Source organism: Polyangium sp. 6x1 (assembly GCF_029946515.1).
Taxonomy (GTDB): Bacteria; Myxococcota_A; Polyangia; order Polyangiales; family Polyangiaceae; genus Polyangium.
Window position 1 is genome coordinate 1 of the sequence record NZ_JARZHH010000091.1, and the last position, 17,579, is coordinate 17,579.

Genomic DNA, 17,579 nt, shown 5'->3' on the forward strand with positions numbered 1-17,579 from the left:
GGCGCCACCCGCGCCGCCCTCGCCGCCTTCGCCGCCCGCGCCGCCCACGCCGCCTTCGCCGCCCGCGCCGCCGCCCGCGCCGCCCGCGCCGCCGCCGCCCGCGAACTGCACGAGCTTCGATTGCGAGAACGACTCGGTGACGAGCGGTTTGTTCGGGCAAACCTCGAAGCCGTAGCCCCACTTCGCCTTGAGGAAGAAGCCCGCGAGCTGCGGCGCGCCCTTCACTTCGAGGTCGAGCGTCACCTCCTTCGTCTTCCCGGCCGGCAGATCCCCGACCGGCACGCCGGCCATGAGCTTCGCGCTGTCAACCGAGTTGCCAGAGGCGTCACCGGGGGTGCCGTCGACCGCGAACGACACCAGGCTGAGGCCCGCGTCCAGCGGGAGCGAAAAATCGATCTGCTCGGCCGCGACGTCGCCGTTGTTCGCGAGGATCGCCGTGACCGTGAAGGTGTCGCCGAGCGAGACCGTGGGCGGCGCGTCGATCACGCTGCTCGCCACGCCCTTGAAGTCCGGCGCATTCACGTCGATGGAGAACGCCGCGAGGATCGGCGCATACGAGTCGCCCGTGGTGAGCGTGCGGATGACGGCCGAGCTCTGGCCGTTCTGGAGCTGCCCATCCTGCGAGCTCAGGGGCACCGTGGTCACGTCCCAGCCCTGGCGGCCGCCGACGACGTTTTTGCCGCCGATCGCGTCCTGGTTCCGGTCCCCGAACGTGCCCTGGGTGTCGAGGTTGCCGTCCGCGTCGTTGATTTGCGAACAAAAGAAATTGTCCGACGGGTTGTTCGGGCCCGCGAGATTCACGAAGGGCCCGGCCGCCGTGGGGGCGATGCGGAGCTGATCGCCCACGAAGTTCGCGTCGCCCTCGATCGCGCTCACGATGACCGCGCCCTCGACGAGGCCCGCCGGCGGCGCGCAAAAGCCGCTCACCGTGTAATCCTGGGTCGTGTTTTCGTCGACGAACGAGCCGCCGACGAAGACGCTGAGGTTGCGCATGGGGACGCCCTCGTCGCGGTAGGCAACGACGAGCGTCCAGCCCGCGGCGTTCAGGTTGTTGATCGAGCTCGCCTGCGTGGCCGGGACCCCGGAGACCTCGTACGTGCCCTTGCCGGCCTGCTTGACGAAATCCGTCACGTCCGCCGAGCGCATGTAATAACGGACCGCGAAGCCCGAGGCGGCCGTCTCGTTCATCGTGAGCGCCGTCGTGGGGTCGGGCGTGACCATCATCGTCGCGCCGTTCGCCGCGAGCGTGACGGCGGTGTCGAGCATCGACGTGACGGTCTCCCCGCCATAGTCGTAGCTGCCGCCCCAGAGCAGCTCCGCGTAGAGCACCTCGGCCTCGGGGAGCGTGAGCACCGCGCTCGATCCATTCATCTTCCAGTCCGCCGTGGTGCCCATCGGCCAGGGGGTCTGCGGGTCCGCGGGGGGCTCGTCGACGGTATTGCCGAGGGAGGTAAACGTGCCGATGGAGTCGCGATCTCCAGGGCCGTTCACGCCCGTCGCCTTGCTCAAGCCGAGCGCGTTGCCCGTGCCGGCGATTCCGCCGGGCACCGTCGCGGTGAAGCGGAGCTGTTGCGCGGAGGCAGACGCGGGTGCAAGCGCCGCGCAGGTGAATGCAAGGAGGAGAGGTGCACGAAGTCGCATGGGACCATGGCTAACCCGGGGGCGCGTGAGGGTCAAATCCTGTATTCTCGCGTCGAGCAGCATGGAGACCCGGGCAACGTTTGGCCTCAGCGAGATGATCTTCGAGGGGCCCGACACGTTCGTGCTGAAGCCGCACGGAGACTTCGACGGGGCGACGGCGAACGCGATGATGGAGCACCTCATCGCGCAGGCCGAGGCCCTTCCGTTCGTGCTCCTGCTCCTGGATCTCACGTCCCTCGGCGGGATCACGCCGGCGGCGCGGCACGCCCTCACTTCGAACGGGCACAGGCTGCCGCCGCGCGCGATGGCGATCCATGGCGGGAGCTTCACGGTGCGCGTACTCTCGCAGATGATGGACCGGGCGAGCTGGCTGCGCGGGAGCCGGAACCGCTGGGTCCGGCATTCGCCCGACGAGGCGGCCGCGCGGGCATGGCTCGACGAGAAGCGGCGGATGCTCGTCGCGGGGGTCCGTCCCACGGAACGGTAATGGCTGGCATCCCGCTTGCCCAGCCAGGACGGAGCGAGGTTTGGCTGTGCAAATCGGAACCAGGTGGGCGACGCCGGGCGGGAGCGGTCGAATGGGTCTTTGCGCGCGCCTCGCGGGGCTCTGCATGGCCCTCGGGGTCGCGGGCTGCGGCGCGGCGACGTTCGGGGCCACGGTGCCGCTCGGATACGGCTCGGTCTACGGATACACGGTCGTCGACGCGGGCGGCGTCCCGTACGACATTTACAATTACCCGAGTTACTACTGGAACGGGAACTACGCCTATCTGGTCGGTTCGTCCTGGTATTATCCCTATGGCGGCAGCTGGGTGGTCTTCGAGGACGAGCCGTGGGATCTCTACCAGTACCGGAGATCCCTGCCGGTCCAGGTCGCGCCGCCGGCCGTGCAATATCCAGCGTATCCGGGCTACCGTAGTTATCCCGCGTATCGCGAGCCGACCTACCGGGCGCCTCCGCCCGACGTGCAGGTGGCGCCTCCGGCTTTGCGAAGGCCCGCCGAGGTCGCGCCGCCGGTGCAGGTCGCGCCGCCCGCGTACATCGAGCGGCCGACGCGCGTCGCGCCGCCCGTGCAAGTCGCGCCGCCGGCCCCGCGCGGCGAGACCTACCGGAGCCTGCCGCGCGCGCCCGACGTCGTGGATAGCCCGTCGCCGGGGCGCGTGCGCCTGCCCTCGGCGCCGCCGGCTCCGCGGGGAAGGGCCGTGCAATCGGCGCCGCCTGCGCCGCGAAGGTAGGCGTATCGCGGCGTATCGCGGCGCGGGGAGGTGGTGGTAGCATCGCGCGGCTTTCCGGGCCGACCATGAACGACACCGCCACGCAGACCCCCGCGCCCGAGCGCGCGACCCCCTCGCCCCGCGTCCGCATCGACGTCATTTCCACCGTGGTCCAGCGTTCGCTGCCGAACGGCGTGCGCATGGAAATCCGCCCGCCGCGCCCGGTGACGGCGGCGTGGGATCAGGCGCTGCCGCTCTTCGAAGGCTGGGTGCAGAGCGCCGAGCTCCGCGTCCGCGCCTCGGGCCTCACGGACAGCGCGTTCTTCGCGGCGCTGGAGATCGAGGGCGCGAAGGTCGGCACGACCGTCGCGGCGGCGATCACGTCCGCGCCCGCGGAAGCCAGTCCCGGGACGCTTTCGTCGTTCTCCGTCGAGCTCGTCGTGCCGCTCGCGCTGCTCGCGCCGCACGCGGGAAAACGCTGCGCGCTGCGGCTGATCGTCTCGCCGCAGAGCTCGCTCGCGGGCGGGCGGAAGGTGATGCTCGCGCGGGCGATCATCGTGGGCATCCCGGGCTACGGGCCGCTGCTCTCGGCGCTGGATCTGCTCGAATCGACGGACTCGGTCCTCGTCGACGCGCCCGAGCGGCGGCTGTTCGATCTGCAAAACCCCGAGGAGGGGCTCTGGATCGGCACGGGCAAGTGGCGCCTGCGGCTCTTCGCGGACTGGGCGAAGCTCGAAGGCGAGCCGTTCGTCATCGACGCGAAGCCCTCGCAGGTCTTTCACCGCTTCCAGCGCGACGACGACGCGCCCGCCGTGGTCGTCGAGGACGCGACGCGGCGCGCGGGCGGGCGGCGCACGTACACCGAGCTCGTCCTGGATTCTTCGCACCCGGACCTCTTGCCGATCCCCGAGGAAGGCAAGGACGTGCCGCTCGATCTCACGGTCGAGCACGCGCTCACGTACGGCGAGCACACGGGCGTGTGCACGTGGCACGCGGCGCTGCCGGTGCGCCTCCGGGATCCGCGTCCGCTCCTGAAATCGTTCCAGCGGCTCTCGGCCGTGGGCATCGATTTCGGCACGACGTCGACCGTCGCGGCGCTCTACCAGAAGGGCTACCGCGCGCTGCTCCGCCTCGGCAGCGGCAGCGCGCCGGCCGCGAAGTCGGCGGAGAACCCGACGTACCTGCTCGTCGAGGATCACGAGCGCCTCTGGGCCGAGGTCGAGCGCGCCGCGGCGGGTGACGCGCGCTTCCCGAACCTCCTGCGCATCGTGCGAGGCAGCCACGCGGCGCGCGAGGCGATGACGGATTCCCCGAGCGCGGTCGTGGGCGAGCTCAAGAGTTTGCCCGAGCGCGTGCTCAGCCTCGATCAGTCGCCGCAGCTCCGCGACCGCGAGCGTCGCCGAGACTTCCTGCTCGACGAGGGCCGCGTCCGCATCCTCGTGCGCGCGTACGCCTACCTGCTCTCGCGCGCGATCAACCGGCCGGGGCAGGACGTGTACCTGCGTTACTGGCTCACGCACCCCGCGAAGTTCGACGAGCGCGCGCGCAAGCTCCTCGAAGAGGAGATCCGCCGCGGGATCTTGCTCGGCATCCCGGAGGGGATCCCCGCCGAGGAGATCGTCGTGGAGATGAGCGCGAGCGAGCCGGAGGCGTTCGCCGCAGAGGTTTGTCCCGAGCTCGCGACGTATCCCGAGCTCGAGCCGGTGATCTCGAAGTTCGGCGAGATGCGCTTCGCGGTCTTCGATTTCGGCGGCGGCACGCTCGACATCGCCTGCGGCCGCTTCCGGCCCGCGACCGAGCAGGAGGCCGAGGAGCTCGGCAGCCGCACGGTGATCGAGACGCTCCAGGTGAGCGGCGACGATCACCTCGGCGGCGACTACCTCACGCACGAGCTCGTGTGGCTCACGCATCAGCACGACAAGCACCTGCCCGAGATGGAGGACAAGGAGGTGCCGATGATGCGGCCGCAGACGGTGCCTCCGAACAACCTCGCGAACAAGCCGCACCTCTACAAGCGCAGCCTCGCCGGGCGGCAGAACCGCTTCCGCTTCGAGCGCGAGCTCGGCCTCGAAGCCGTGAAGTTCGCCCCCGAGAACGAGCCGCGCCGCGCCGCGGATCTCTCGGCCGCGCGCCTCGACGGGAGCGAGGTGCGGCTCGAGTCGCTGGCGACGGACGTGCCCGCGCTGCACGCGAAATTGAAGGACCACCTGCAGACGCGCATCCGCGACGGCGTGAAGCTCATGAAGAGCATGCTCGCGATCGCGCCCTGGGGAACCGAAGGGGATTGGCGCGAGCAGGGCGTGACGATCCTGCTCGCGGGCAACTCCTCGCGCAGCGCGTTCGTGGAGCAGGCGCTCGCGGACGAGCTCGGGATCCCGGGCCTCAAGGTGTGGCGGCCGGGCAGCAGCGATCCGTTCCAGCAGGTCGTGCTCTACGAGACGCCGCAGCGCACCGAGCGTGGCGTGACGATCGTGGGCGTGACGCCGAAGACGGCCGTGGCGCTCGGCGCGCTGAAGATCGCGAACCGCGAGGTGCACCTCGTGCGGCGGGCGCAGGGGTTTTCCTACTTCGTGGGCGATCTGCGCGGCTTCCCGCCGAAGTTCGTGGCGCTCGTGCAGATGGGCACGCCCGTCTCGGATCCGGCCACGTTCGGGCCGCATTACGTGGACTTCGGCAAGTGGGACACGAAGACGCCGCTGCGCGTGGCGCAGGAGTACGTGGCCGGGAAGATGACGTCGAACGATCCGCGCGTGTCGATGATCCCGACGGGCCTCGCCGCGGGGATCGTGGGCCGGCTCTTCGTGTGCGTCTCGGGCCCGGACGAGCTCACGCTGGCCTTGCAGCGCGACGGGCAGGACCCGCTCGTGACGACCTTGAACCTCGCGAAGTACATGCGGTGAGATCGCCATGAAAGAGACGTTTTCCGCGGCGCTGCGCGCTGAGATCGAGGCGATCGTGATGCGCTACGAGGCGCTCGTGTCGTCGCGCGTGGAGGCGGCCGAGCGCGAGGGCGCGCGGGGCACGGAGGCGGCCGCGCGCGAGCTCGCCACGCTGCGCGCGGAGCGAGACGGGATGGCGCGGGAGCTCTCGGCGCTGCGATCGGAGCGGGACACGCTCGCGCGGGAGCTCGCGGCGCTGCGCGCGGAGCGGGACGGGATGGCGGCGCAGTTCGATGCGTCGCGCGGGCGGATCGAGGCGCTCGAAGCCGAGGTGCGCGCGGGGGCGGCCGTCGCTTCGGCGCTCGAGGAGCAGTTCTCCGCGGAGAAGCGGTTCGTGGCGGCGTGCGCCGACGTGAGCGGGACGATGCTGGAGGGCGCGCTGCGCGCGGCGGCAGGCCGCGAGCTGGACGTGAGCCCGGCGCTTTACGCGGCGCTCAAGGCGAAGGGGCTCGAGGTCGTCCTGGTGGGCGCGTTCAAGGAGCGAGGCCGCGCGATTGCGCACGCGCCCTTGCTGGATCGCGAGCGCGTGCCGCTCGCGGCGCTCGCGTCCGCGGCCGGCTGCGAGCTCGTCGCGCCCACGCCGGGGACGCGGTTCTCGGCGTCGTCGATGGAGAAGGCGGCGACGACGAGTGATCCGGCGGAGGAGGGCAACGTGGTGGAGTGCATGCTGCCGGGGCTGCGCCGGGCGGGGACCGAGGGGATGCTCGTGTTTCCGCGCGTGCGTGTGGCGACGGGGTGAAGGAGCGGGATGCGCCGGGCGTTGCCCCGCACCCCAGGAGGGGGCTGTCCGCCCCCTCCACCCCAGACCAGGTACGGCCTGGACCGAGCGCGGAGAAACCGCGCGATGCGCGGCTTCTCCGGTGTCGAGAATCGTTCTAGCGGCGCCTTTGCATCGCGAGGAACCCAAGCGCGAGCGCCGCAAAGAGTCCGGCCGACCCCGGCCCCTTCGAGCCCACGCCGCCGACATTGCACCCGTCGCCGCCGCCCGTGCCGCCACCGCCGGCTCCAGCGCCATTCGACGAGCCACCCTGCCCACCCGAGCCACCCTGCCCACCCGAGCCGCCCGCGCCGCCAGCGCCGCCGGCGCCGCCATCACCGCCTTCGCCACCCGCGCCACCCGCGCCGCCGGCGCCGCCATCACCGCCTTCGCCACCCGCGCCGCCGGCGCCGCCATCACCGCCCGCGCCACCTTCACCGCCCGCGCCGCCCGAGCCGCTCCCCGGCTCGACGCATTGTCCGCTCTCGCAAACCCCGCTCGTGCATTCGTCGCCGATCACGCACGCCGTCCCCGTCGCGGCATTTCCCAGCGGATAGAGCTCCACGCTGCTCAGGCTGCCATTGCCCGGCGTGCCGCCCGCGATGACCACGCCGTGCCCGGGCACGTACGTCGCCGTATGGCCCGACCGCGGCGACGCCATGTCCGGCAGCGAGATCCATGTATCCAGGTCCGGATCGTAGACCTCCACGCTCGCCGTCTCGCCGCCGGAGGTCCTCCCGCCCGACACCATCACGCGTCCGCTCGGCAGCGCCGTCATCTCGTGGTGCCATCGCGGCACGCTCATCGAGCCGACCGTGGTCCACGTATCCGTCAGCGGATCGTAGAGCTCCGCCGAGGTGAGATACCCCGTATTCTCCTCCACGCCGCCCGCGACCAGCACCTTGCCCGAGGGCAATGGCGCCGCCGCGTGCCCCTTTCGGCCCGTCGCCATTGGCGCGACGAGCGTCCACGTGTTCGTCGCCGGATCGAACGTCTCCGCGACCGTGAGGGTCACGTGGATCTCGCCCCCATCGTCATTCGAGCCCCACGTCCAGCCGCCCGTCACGAGGAACCGGCTGTCCGGCAGCATCGTCCCCGTGTGCGAGGATCGAAATTGCTTCAGCTTCGGGCTGCTCACCACGGTCTGCGTGACGGGGTCGTAGCGGACCGACTTGTTCGTGACGTCCTCGCCGTCCTGCGAGCCCGCGACGATGACGTGTCCGTCCGGGAGCACGCCGAGTACGCCGTTGTATTCGTAGTTCTCCATGAGCGCGGGCTCGTCCGTCCAGGTATCCGTCGTCGGATCGTAGGTGAGGCCGCCGAACGCGTTGAGGATGAAGATGCGGCCATCGGGCAGCGCGCCGCTCGCTGCGCCGTCGAACCCGAACGGCGGCGCGCTCAGGGCCGACCACGTGCCGGTCGCGAGATCGAGGCGCTCGGCGGTCTGGTTGGCCGTGTCCTCGATGCCGACCTGCGCGTACCCCCCGGCGATGACGAGCCCCACGCCGGGGGCGAAGTGCGCCTCGTGTCCGCGTCGCGGCGTGGACATGGGCGAAATGGGCTGCCACATGGCCGACGACACCGCCGGCCCCTTGGGCGCGGCGTCGCCCTCGGGCAAGAACGCGAAGAAGGGCAGGGAAGCGAGTACGGCAAGGGTCCACGCGCGAGTTCGGAGCATGATCAGTCTCCTTCAAGAGAAAGAAGGCCCACGGTTGAGGAGAGAGGTCTACGAAATTCGAAGCGCCGACACAACGGACATGCAGGATTCGCGCGTCGAGACGCTCGGCGGGCGCGTCAGGGCAGGACTTGCACGAGATCCACGGTCGGGGGCGAGATCGGCGATTTCGCCGTGAAATAAGCCTGGAGCGCGTCGAGATCGATCGCGCCGCCGAGGCGATCCGTGCCCAGCGCCAGCACGGAAAAACCGTCCCCGCCGGCTGCGTTGTAGCTGTTCACCGCGACCCGGTACGTCGTGCCCAGATCGATCGGCGCGCCGTCGATCAGGATGGACGCGGCATCGACCTTCGCCCCGACCGCCGCGCTCGCGCTGTACGCATAACGGAGATTGCTCGACGGCTGCAGGAGGTAGACGAAGCGGGCGCCATTTCGATCGGTCCCGAATTGCTGCTCCAGCAAGGCCTCGATCTGCGCGCCGGTCAAGCTCATGACCACGATCGAATTGCCGAACGGGAGGACCGAGAAGAGCTCCTTGTACGTGACGATCCCGTCCATCACCTCGCCGGCGGCCGCCGCGTAGGGCAGGTTTGCCCGCACGCCGCCCGCGTTCATGAGCGCGATCTGCGCGCCTCCCTGGGCTGGATCCTTCGTCGCGGCGAGCATCGAATCGGCGATCACCACGCCGAGCGTGAACACGCTCGCGCCGAGCGGCGGCTGGCCTCGATTCAGCGTCTCCGTGATGGTGCCGACCTGCTTGTTCGCGAGCGGTGCCACCTCGGCGGCATATCCATTCACGTACGTCTCGACCTGCATATCGGCCGCGTCGCGGGTGACGACCACGTTCTTCGCCTCTTTTTTGATCACGTCCCCGGTGAGGTGGCTGATCTCCAGGTCGATGTCCGTGATCAGGCGGCCATTCGAGGCGGCGCTCGTGACGAGCTTGCCCGCGATCGTGCAGTTGTAGGCCTCGTGCGTGTGTCCGCTGAGGATGACGTCGACGGCGTCGGACATGTTCGTCGCGATCTGGACGACCGGCCCCGAGATGCCCGCGCATTCGTCGAAATGGCCCGTGGTGGCGCCGCCCTCGTGGAGGAGCACCACGATCGTCTCGACCCCCTGCGCCTGGAGCTCGGGGACGAGCGCATTGACGGTCTCGACCTCGTCGAGGAAGGAGAGATCCTGGATCCCGCTGGGATCGACGATCGTCGGGGTCGCTTTCAGCGTCATGCCCACGAACGCGACCTTGGTGCTCTCGAACGTGCGAATGGTGTACGGGGGAAAGAGGGGTTTTCCCGTCGTCTCGTCGAGAATGTTCGCCGCGAGGAACGCGAAGCTCGCGCCGGGGAAGTTGTCGCTGCCCTGGCAGCCGTCCTTGGGGTGGCAGCCGCCGTTTTGCATCCGCAAGAGCTCGGTTTTGCCCTCGTCGAGCTCGTGGTTGCCGACGGCGTTGACGTCGAGCCCGATCATGTTCATTGCGTCGATCGTGGGTTCGTCGTGGAACAGCGCGGAGAGGAGCGGGCTGCCGCCGATGAGGTCTCCGGCGGAGGCGACGACGGTGTTCGGGTTCTCGGCGCGCAGGGATGCGATGTGCTGCGCGAAATAGGCCGCGCCGCCGGCGTCGACGGTGGTGTCGTCGGGGAGCGTGATCTGACCGGCGCTGCCCGGCGGGGATTCGAGGGCGCCGTGGAAATCGTTGAAGCCGAGGATTTGCACCCGGACCGGAGGTTCGGACGGCGCGCCGCCCGAGCCGCCTGCGCCGCCTTCACCGGCCATTCCGCCGGAGCCGCCTGCGCCGGCCATGCCGCCGGAGCCGGACGACGAGCTGTCCGGAGGCCGGTTTTCAGCTCCGCCGCAGCCGGCGACGACGAGCAGACCCAAAAGCCCCCCAGAGACCCATCCAAGAACGGAACGCATACGCTGCATGCGCCAAGGATGTGCCCCGGGACGGATTCGGGTAGGGGAAATCTCGACACGACGGGAGGCGCCGGCGGCGGCCCCGCACGATCGGCCCGTGAGCGAGGCTCTCAGGCGACAGCGGCCGCGTGGCGTGAGCCGCGAAAGCCGAAGTGGACGATGTAGAGGTAGCAGAGCGCGGGCAGGAAAAAGGCGTGGTGGACGCCGATCCTGTCGGCGAGCCAGCCGAAGATCACGGGGAGGATTGCGCCGCCGACGATCGACATGACGAGGATGCTCGACCCCTGGCTCGTGAGCTTGCCGAGGCCTTCGATTCCCAGCGTGAAGATGGTCGGGAACATGATGGAATTGAAGAGACCGACGGCGAGGATGGCCCCCATCGCCAAGGGGCCGTCGACGAGCAGGGTCGCCGTCACGAGCAGCGCTGCGACGATTGCGCTTGCCCCGAGCACCCGCCCTGGATCGTGCTTGCGCAGGACTGCCGAGCCGATGAAGCGGCCCACCATCGCTCCGCCCCAGTACACGGACACGTATTTGGCCGCCTGTGCTTCGGTCATCGCTGCGATCGAGGGCAGCCCGAAGAAATTGACGAGGAAGCTGCCGATCGAGACCTCGGCGCCGACGTAGAGAAAAATGCCGAGCGCGGCGCGTCGCAGGTGCGGATACCGGAGGGCGCCCCGGAACGAGCCTCGTTTTGCCTCTTCGCCTTCGACGGATGCGATCGTCGGGAGCTTGAGGATCGCGAGTGCGCCGGCGAGGACGAAGAGCATGACGGCGAGGCCGAGGTAGGGCAGGCGGACGGCGTGCGCTTCGGCGAGCGGGCTTTCCGCGTGTTTCACGGCGCCGAGAATGAAATGCCCGCCGAAATAGGGCGCCACGGTGGTGCCGAGCGAGTTGAAGGCCTGCGTGAGGTTCAGGCGGCTCGACGCGGTGGCCGGCGGGCCGAGCACGGCGACGTAGGGGTTCGCGGTGACCTGGAGGATCGTGATTCCCGTCGCGAGCACGAAGAGCGCGGCCAGGAAGAAGGGATACGAGGGCAGGCTGGCGGCCGGATAAAACAGGAGCGCGCCGACGCCGGCGGTCGCGAGGCCGAACGGGAGGCCTCGTTTGTAGCCGATTCGCGCGACGAGCTTGCCGGCCGGCAGCGACATCAGGAAATACGCCGAGAAAAATGAGAATTGCACGAGAGCGCCCTCGGCATATCCGAGGTGGAACACGTTCTTCAGGTGCGGGATCAGGATGTCGTTCATGCAGGTCAAAAAGCCCCACATGAAGAAGATCGTGGTCACGACGCCGAGCGCGCCGACGTGGGTCCGGGAAGGCGCGTCCGCGGCCGCCGTCGCCCGAGGGGTCGATACCTCCATGCCCTTGTTTTCTCACGGCCGGCGCAGGTGCGCCACGAGGCTTGCTGCTGCGGAATACAGGACGTGAGCTCGCTCGGCGGTCGCATCCGCCCTCGACGCTCGGGCGTGTCGAAGCAAACGTGGGAGCGGGAGCTTTTCAGTCGAGGACGCAGGCCCTAGAGGGAAGGACTGGTGTGTGCGATGGTTGGTACCGCAACGAGTTCGTCACGCCGGGCATGAGCCGCGAAAGGGTTGTGTGAGAGGATGCTTTCTGGGATCCAGGATCCGGAGACGTGGGTCGCGCTGATCTCGCTTTGTGCGATGGAGATCGTGCTCGGGATCGACAACGTCGTGTTCATCTCGATCCTCACGGCGAAGCTGCCGGCGGACAAGAGGGACCGCGTCGGGCGGATGGGGCTTCTCCTCGCGCTCGTGATGCGGATTGGCCTGCTCTTCACGATCAGCTTCCTGATGGGCCTCACGCGGCCGCTCTTCACGCTGCCCCTCGTCGGCGCGGCCATCTCGGGCAAGAGCCTGATCCTGCTCGTCGGAGGCCTGTTCCTGATGGGCAAGTCGACGAACGAGATCTACGCGAAGGTCGAGAACGACGAGGAAGAGGAGCACGGGGGCGGGTCCAAGGCGACGAGCGTGGGGCTCGTGATCGCGCAGATCTTGGCGCTCGATGTGGTGTTCTCGCTCGACTCGGTGATCACGGCGGTGGGCATGATCCCGCCCGAGCAGATGTGGGTCATGGTGACCGCGGTGATGGTCTCCGTGGGCGTGATGCTGCTGTTCGCGAAGGGGATCTCCGGGTTCGTCCTCGCGCACCCGTCGGTCAAGCTCTTGGCGCTCGCGTTCCTCTTGCTGATCGGCGTGATGCTCGTGGCCGAGGGGATGGGGCAGAAGATCCCGAAGGGCTACATCTACTTCGCGATGGCGTTTGCCCTCGGCGTGGAGCTGCTCAACATGCGGTTTCGCAAGAAGCGGCGGAAGGACGCGCCGGAGGCGGCGCGGGCGGCGGGGCCCGACGCGGCGTCGTGAGGTCGGTGGGGGGGACGGGCTTCACGGCGGGCAGCGCACGAAGGTATGTCCCTCGGCGTCCGTGGTGCAGGTGACCCCCTGGCAGAAGAATCCCAGCTGGAGGCACGAGCACGGGTCGGCGCTATTGCACGGCTCGGGGAAATAGTCGCAGCTGAAATATACGGGGTCGAGGCCCGCGTGCTCGTAGCAGTAGGAGACGCCGTTGAGGCAGTACGTGTATCCGCAGGCGAACGAGTCCGAGGGCGTCTCGCAGTTGCCGTTGACGCTGATGTCGACGGCATCCTGCATCTGCGGGCAGTCGAAGAGCTGGACCTTGCCGTTGCATCCGCAGACGCGGCCCCCTCCGAAACTGCATTCGATCGGACGCAGTTCGCACACGCCGTGAGCCTCGCCCTCGCCGCACCGGTTATCGGCGAAATCGCAATACTCCGTCTCGGCGCAATCCTCTCGCTTCATACACGCGACGGGACCGCTGCCACCGGTACCGACGCTCCCGCCGGTGCCGCCGGTGCCGCCCATGCCGCCGGTGTCGACGCTGCCGCCGGTGCCGTCACTCCCGCCGGTGCCGCCGGTGCCGCCGGCAGCGCCGGCGCCGCTGGTCGCGCTGCCCGAGATCTGTTCGACGACGTCGGTCGAGCAGGCGGGGACAGCCGCGAGGCCGAGGAGCAGCGTGAGGAGAGGGAGGCGCGCGCCTCGAGGAAGGTATCGAGGATTCGTCATGCGCGAACCCTGTTGCAATGGGTGTACCAGGGGAGAACGACGCGTTTTGCCGGGATGCGCGTGCACCCCCTTGCGCCGATGTGTGCCGCGCTGCCTTGCGCAATTTGCGCAATCCGCGGGCTCCTCGCCCTGCGGGGCTCTCGCGAGCTTCCTCAGGCGTCGCGGGCGAATGCGTGGAGCACGTACTGGGTGGGGCTCAGGCTGAACGGGTAGCCGCCGGCGCCATAACATTGCACGAGGGGGAAGAATGGATTGCCTTCGAGGCGGCTGTCCTTCTGGGCGAGCTGCCATTCGACGCATTCCACGAAGTCCGATTGCGCATAGGAAAAATACCACTCCGCCGCCGTGGCGAGATCGGGGGGCAGCGCCTCGCGCGGGTCCAGCTTCGAGTAGAGGCTCGAGACAACCAGATTGGGATGCCCCTCGAACTTCAGGTAGACATGGCCGGTGAGGGGCGAAGGCTCGCCGCCGCCCCAGGGGACCAGCACCGCATGCTCGTTGCGATCCCAGCCCCTCGCCTGCTTGTGCCGGTGCGCGAGGGTCTTGAGCGATCCGTACTTCCAGTCCCAGCCGTTCCCGGGCGTTCGCACACGTTCGCACAACGCGGAGAACGCGGACCCGTCACCGATCGACGGCCGCACCTCGCACGGCGTTCCGAGAGAGCTCCCCTCGCACGACTGCGCCAGCCTGTGGTGTTCACGCAAGAGCGCCTCGGCGCGCTCGAGATCCGAATCGCGTCGCAGCGGCTCGAACCAATCGATGGCTTCCCACGCTTCGACGATGCGCCGGATCGCGCCGGTGGCCGGACCAGTAGCGCATTGCTGGACGTCGAAATGAAGAAACGTCGCTTTCACGGCGAAAGCCTCCCGAGCGTCGTGAACCCGCCCTGCGGGGCCACGCGGACCACGAGGACGCCCGTCTCCGCGGGGACGATGCCGACGCCCGAAATCGCGGACCCCACGATCGGTCCCATCGCCGTGCCGCCGAGCAGATACACGCGCCCCCCGGGGATCAGCTCCTCGACCGACGCGCGGAGGGCGCGCAGGGCTTCGTCGAAATCGACGGTCGCGCCTTCGAGCGAGCGACGCGCCAGCGCGAGGATCTTTTGGTCGCGCTCGCGGAGCCCTAGGTGGGCGAACGTTGCGGAAGGGGCGCGCGGGTCCTCCTGGGGAAGCCGAGCGCGTCGAGGGGACCCCGGAAGGAGCGCGGGTTCGGGTGTCAGCGCCATGATTCTTGCGTATCAAGTTCGTGAGGGGCCGACCAGGCGAGAATGACGTCAGCCTGCCTCCTCGCTCTCGAACACCCGCTGAATCGCCTCCGCGGGGCTCGTCGCCGCGGCGAGCCTCTCCGCGAGGCCATCACTCGACAGCCGCGCCGCGTGCGCGAGCAGCGAGAGCGCCGCGCCGCCCGGCGCGTTGAGCAGCAAGACCAAAAGCACCCGGATCGGCAGGTCATCGGGCGCCTCGGGCAAGACGAGCGGACGCGCCAGCGTCACGAGCGCCGCCGACGAACCCTCCGCCGGAAATACGCCATGCGGGAGCATCACCCCGCCGCCGAGCGCCGTCGACGCCGTCCGCTCCCGCGCCAGGATCTCCGCGACGACCTGCCGCACGCTCGGCATCCCGCGCAATCGTGGAAACCGGCTCGCCGCGATTTCGATCGCGTCCTCCAATCCAGGACACGTGAGCTGCAGGATCACGCGCTCCGGCGCGAGCAGGCGCGCGAGCGACGGGCGCTCCTCGCGGCGCTCGGCCGCCGGGAACTCGCGCTCCACGAAGGCGCGGATGCGCGCGATGTCCGCGGGGCCGAGCCTCCGGCGCGCGATGTCGAGGAAGAGCATCCCGGCGCTCGGGACCTCCTCGGCATATCCCTCGATCGCGCTGCCGACCTTGTGCGCGGCGCCCACGAGCAATCGCGGAGGCACGCCGATTTCGCGCGCGATGGCCTCCAGCCGATCCGGGGTCGGGACGGCGTCGTGGCCATGCTCCACGCGGCTCAGGTAGGCGCTGGAGACGCCAATGCGTTGCGCGAGGTCCCGCAGGGATAAACCCGCGTCGAGGCGTAACAAGCGAATCGTCGCTCCGAGGTGCATGTCGCTTCCCCTCTACGGTGATCGCTCTCGGCGAAGCTCATTGCCCCGTCGCCGGGACGACCGACGCGAGCGAGGCCCGCGGGGACGTGGCGCGGACGCCGTGCTGGTGGACCACGAGCAGCGAGATGGGACAGGCGTGGATCATGCGCTCCGCTTGCAGGCCGAACAGGCGCTCCGAGAGGCCCCACTCGGCCCCCGCGCCCACGATGACGAGGTCATACCCACGCGCGGCCTCGGCGAGCGCGGCCTCGGAGGGCACGTCGTGCTCGACGACCTCGAACGTCACCTGGCCCGACGCACCCGGCTCACGGAAGACCTCTTCCATGCGCTCCTTCGCGCCGAGCGGCTTGCCGCCGTCGCGCCCCTTCGCGACCACGTGCAGCACCGTGACGTCGGCCCCGGCGATGTGCGTGACCCGCTGGGCGAGGCGCAGCGCCGCGCGATCGTGCGCGCTGCCGAGGAAGGGCACGAGGACGCGGCGGATGCGCGTGAGGCCTCGATCGACGAGGACGCCGACGTCGGCGGGCGCGCGCTTCATGACCTCGTAGACCGTGCCCGAGAGCGCGGCCTTTCCGATGAGCGGCTTGCGCCAGCCGAGCAGGAGGAGGTCGGCGTGCTTGGCCTCGGCGACGCGGCAGATGTCGACGGAAGGCTCGCCGGAGACGAAGCTCAGCGGTTTGACCGGAAGCGAGAGGGACGCGGCGCGCGTGAGCAGCGGCTCGAGCGCGTCGCCGCCGCTCGACGTGTCGCCGCGCTCCTGGCGCAGGACGAACGAGGCGCGATCGTCGGGGTCGATGAGGTGCAGCGCGTAGAGCCGCTCGGCCGCCGCGGGGCCGCCGAGCGCGTGGCCGAGCGTGACCATGCCGGGGCCCGTGCGATCGTCGGCGACGCACATGACCACGGTGAAGGCCGGCGTCTGGTTCACGGGCAACGGCGTCGCCTCGGGCACGTCGGCGACCTCCTTCGCGAAGCGCTCGAACGGGTAGATGCGCTGGAGGAGCGGCGTCGTGATGAAGGTGGTGAAGAGCGCCATCAGGACCATCATCGTGAAGAGCGTCGGCGAGATGACGCCGAGATCGAGGCCCAGGTTGAGCGCGACGAGCTCCACGAGGCCGCGGGTGTTCATGAGGATCCCGATCGCGGAGGACTCGCGCCAGCCGAGGCCGGTGAAGCGCGCGGCGAGGGCGCTGCCGCCGAACTTGCCGACGCAGGCGATCAGGATGAGCAACGCGCAGATGCCCCAGTGGTGCGGGCTCGAGAGCAGGCCGATCTGCGTGCGCAGGCCGCTGTAGGCGAAGAAGAGCGGCAGGAGCAACACGACGACGACGTCTTCGAGCTTGTGGGCGAGCCCCTCGGCGAGGCCGCCGTCCTTGGGGATCGTGGCGCCGAGGACGAACGCGCCGAAGAGCGCGTGGATCCCGATGACCTCGGTGACCATGCTGGAGACGAGCAGCAAGAGGAGCGAGATCGCGACGACGTTCTGGTTGATGTGCTGCCCCGAGCCGACGCGCGCCGCGAGCCGTGCGAGGAAGGGCCGCACGACGAGGAACATCACGCCGATGTAGCCGACGGCGAGAACGGTCGTGCGGATGGCGCTGTCGATGCCGGTCGCGCGCACGGTCGAGATGACGAACGCGAGCAGACACCAGGCCGTCACGTCGTCGACGGCGGCGCAGGTGATGGCGAGGGCGCCGACCTTGGTCCGGAGCAGGCGGCGCTCGGTGAGGATGCGCGCGAGGACCGGGAAGGCCGTGATGCTCATCGCGACGCCCATGAAGAGGGCGAAGGAGGTGAACGGGACGTCGGGCTCGGAGAGGCGGCTGCGCAGCCACGAGGAGGCGAGGGCGCCGAGCGCGAAGGGGACGACGATGCTCGTGTGGCTGATGACGACCGAGGCGTGGCCGCGGTTCTTGAGGAGCTTCGGGTCGAGCTCGAGCCCGATGAGGAACATGAAGAGCACGAGCCCGACCTGGCTGAGCATGCCGAGCACGGGCATCGAGGTCTTCGGGAAGACCGTGTCCATGACGCCCGGCGCGATCCACCCGAGCAGCGAGGGGCCGAGGACGATGCCCGCGGTGATCTCGGCGATGACCATGGGCTGGCCGATCCGCCGGAGGAACGCGCCGAGCAGGCGTGACAAGGCCACGACGACCGTCATCTGCAAGATGAGCAGTGTCAGCGGGTTGTGTGTGATCGCGTGCATTCAGCCGTACCTCCTGAGTGATAAGTTATCACTTAGCG

The 17,579-nt window shown here is 69.4% G+C and carries 13 protein-coding genes and 1 pseudogene; 5 read left to right on the top strand and 9 right to left on the bottom strand.

Going from position 1 to position 17,579, the window contains the following annotated elements; translation table 11 throughout:
* Nucleotides 1–1,641, bottom strand: a pseudogene (locus QHF85_RS44440) (hypothetical protein); the annotation flags it as partial.
* A 61-nt stretch (nucleotides 1,642–1,702) separates the two neighbouring features.
* On the opposite strand from QHF85_RS44440, the gene QHF85_RS44445 reads away from it, so the two are divergent.
* The 4 genes from QHF85_RS44445 (at nucleotide 1,703) to QHF85_RS44460 (ending at nucleotide 6,533) form a co-directional block, all read left to right on the top strand.
* Nucleotides 1,703–2,128 carry a hypothetical protein gene (locus QHF85_RS44445; RefSeq protein WP_281333569.1) on the top strand — a complete coding sequence of 142 codons (426 nt, stop codon included), beginning with the start codon at nucleotides 1,703–1,705 and terminating at the stop codon, nucleotides 2,126–2,128.
* A 91-nt stretch (nucleotides 2,129–2,219) separates the two neighbouring features.
* Nucleotides 2,220–2,876 (top strand): hypothetical protein, encoded by a 657-nt coding sequence (locus tag QHF85_RS44450; RefSeq protein WP_281333570.1) that lies wholly within the window; start codon nucleotides 2,220–2,222, stop codon nucleotides 2,874–2,876.
* Between the two features lie 65 nt (nucleotides 2,877–2,941).
* Complete coding sequence (locus tag QHF85_RS44455) at nucleotides 2,942–5,755, top strand: hypothetical protein (protein WP_281333571.1); 2,814 nt, start codon at nucleotides 2,942–2,944, stop codon at nucleotides 5,753–5,755.
* A 7-nt stretch (nucleotides 5,756–5,762) separates the two neighbouring features.
* Nucleotides 5,763–6,533, top strand: a complete 771-nt coding sequence (locus QHF85_RS44460) for a hypothetical protein (protein ID WP_281333572.1) — start codon at nucleotides 5,763–5,765, stop codon at nucleotides 6,531–6,533.
* A gap of 136 nt (nucleotides 6,534–6,669) precedes the next feature.
* On the opposite strand, the gene QHF85_RS44465 is transcribed toward QHF85_RS44460, so the two are convergent.
* The 3 genes from QHF85_RS44465 to QHF85_RS44475 form a co-directional block, all read right to left on the bottom strand.
* The gene (locus QHF85_RS44465; protein WP_281333573.1) at nucleotides 6,670–8,229 is read right to left on the bottom strand and encodes a kelch repeat-containing protein; all 1,560 of its coding nucleotides are present in this window, start codon (nucleotides 8,227–8,229) and stop codon (nucleotides 6,670–6,672) included.
* 116 nt (nucleotides 8,230–8,345) lie between these two features.
* Nucleotides 8,346–10,142, bottom strand: a complete 1,797-nt coding sequence (locus QHF85_RS44470; RefSeq protein ID WP_281333574.1) for a bifunctional metallophosphatase/5'-nucleotidase — start codon at nucleotides 10,140–10,142, stop codon at nucleotides 8,346–8,348.
* A gap of 110 nt (nucleotides 10,143–10,252) precedes the next feature.
* Nucleotides 10,253–11,506, bottom strand: a complete 1,254-nt coding sequence (locus QHF85_RS44475; RefSeq protein ID WP_281333575.1) for a sugar MFS transporter — start codon at nucleotides 11,504–11,506, stop codon at nucleotides 10,253–10,255.
* A 243-nt stretch (nucleotides 11,507–11,749) separates the two neighbouring features.
* On the opposite strand from QHF85_RS44475, the gene QHF85_RS44480 reads away from it, so the two are divergent.
* Entirely contained in the window at nucleotides 11,750–12,526 is a 777-nt protein-coding gene (locus QHF85_RS44480; RefSeq protein WP_281333576.1) for a TerC family protein, read from the top strand.
* 21 nt (nucleotides 12,527–12,547) lie between these two features.
* Here the strand turns inward: QHF85_RS44480 and QHF85_RS44485 are convergent, their stop codons facing one another.
* The 5 genes from QHF85_RS44485 to QHF85_RS44505 form a co-directional block, all read right to left on the bottom strand.
* Entirely contained in the window at nucleotides 12,548–13,246 is a 699-nt protein-coding gene (locus QHF85_RS44485; protein ID WP_281333577.1) for a hypothetical protein, read from the bottom strand.
* A gap of 152 nt (nucleotides 13,247–13,398) precedes the next feature.
* Nucleotides 13,399–14,100 (bottom strand): hypothetical protein, encoded by a 702-nt coding sequence (locus QHF85_RS44490; protein WP_281333578.1) that lies wholly within the window; start codon nucleotides 14,098–14,100, stop codon nucleotides 13,399–13,401.
* A complete protein-coding gene (locus QHF85_RS44495) occupies nucleotides 14,097–14,474 on the bottom strand; it encodes a hypothetical protein (protein WP_281333579.1) in 378 nt (125 codons plus the stop codon). Before QHF85_RS44495 ends, QHF85_RS44490 begins: the two co-directional genes overlap by 4 nt.
* A gap of 48 nt (nucleotides 14,475–14,522) precedes the next feature.
* Complete coding sequence (locus tag QHF85_RS44500) at nucleotides 14,523–15,338, bottom strand: PTS sugar transporter subunit IIA (RefSeq protein ID WP_281333580.1); 816 nt, start codon at nucleotides 15,336–15,338, stop codon at nucleotides 14,523–14,525.
* A gap of 37 nt (nucleotides 15,339–15,375) precedes the next feature.
* Complete coding sequence (locus tag QHF85_RS44505; protein WP_281333581.1) at nucleotides 15,376–17,541, bottom strand: cation:proton antiporter; 2,166 nt, start codon at nucleotides 17,539–17,541, stop codon at nucleotides 15,376–15,378.
* Between the last annotated feature and the right edge of the window lie 38 nt (nucleotides 17,542–17,579).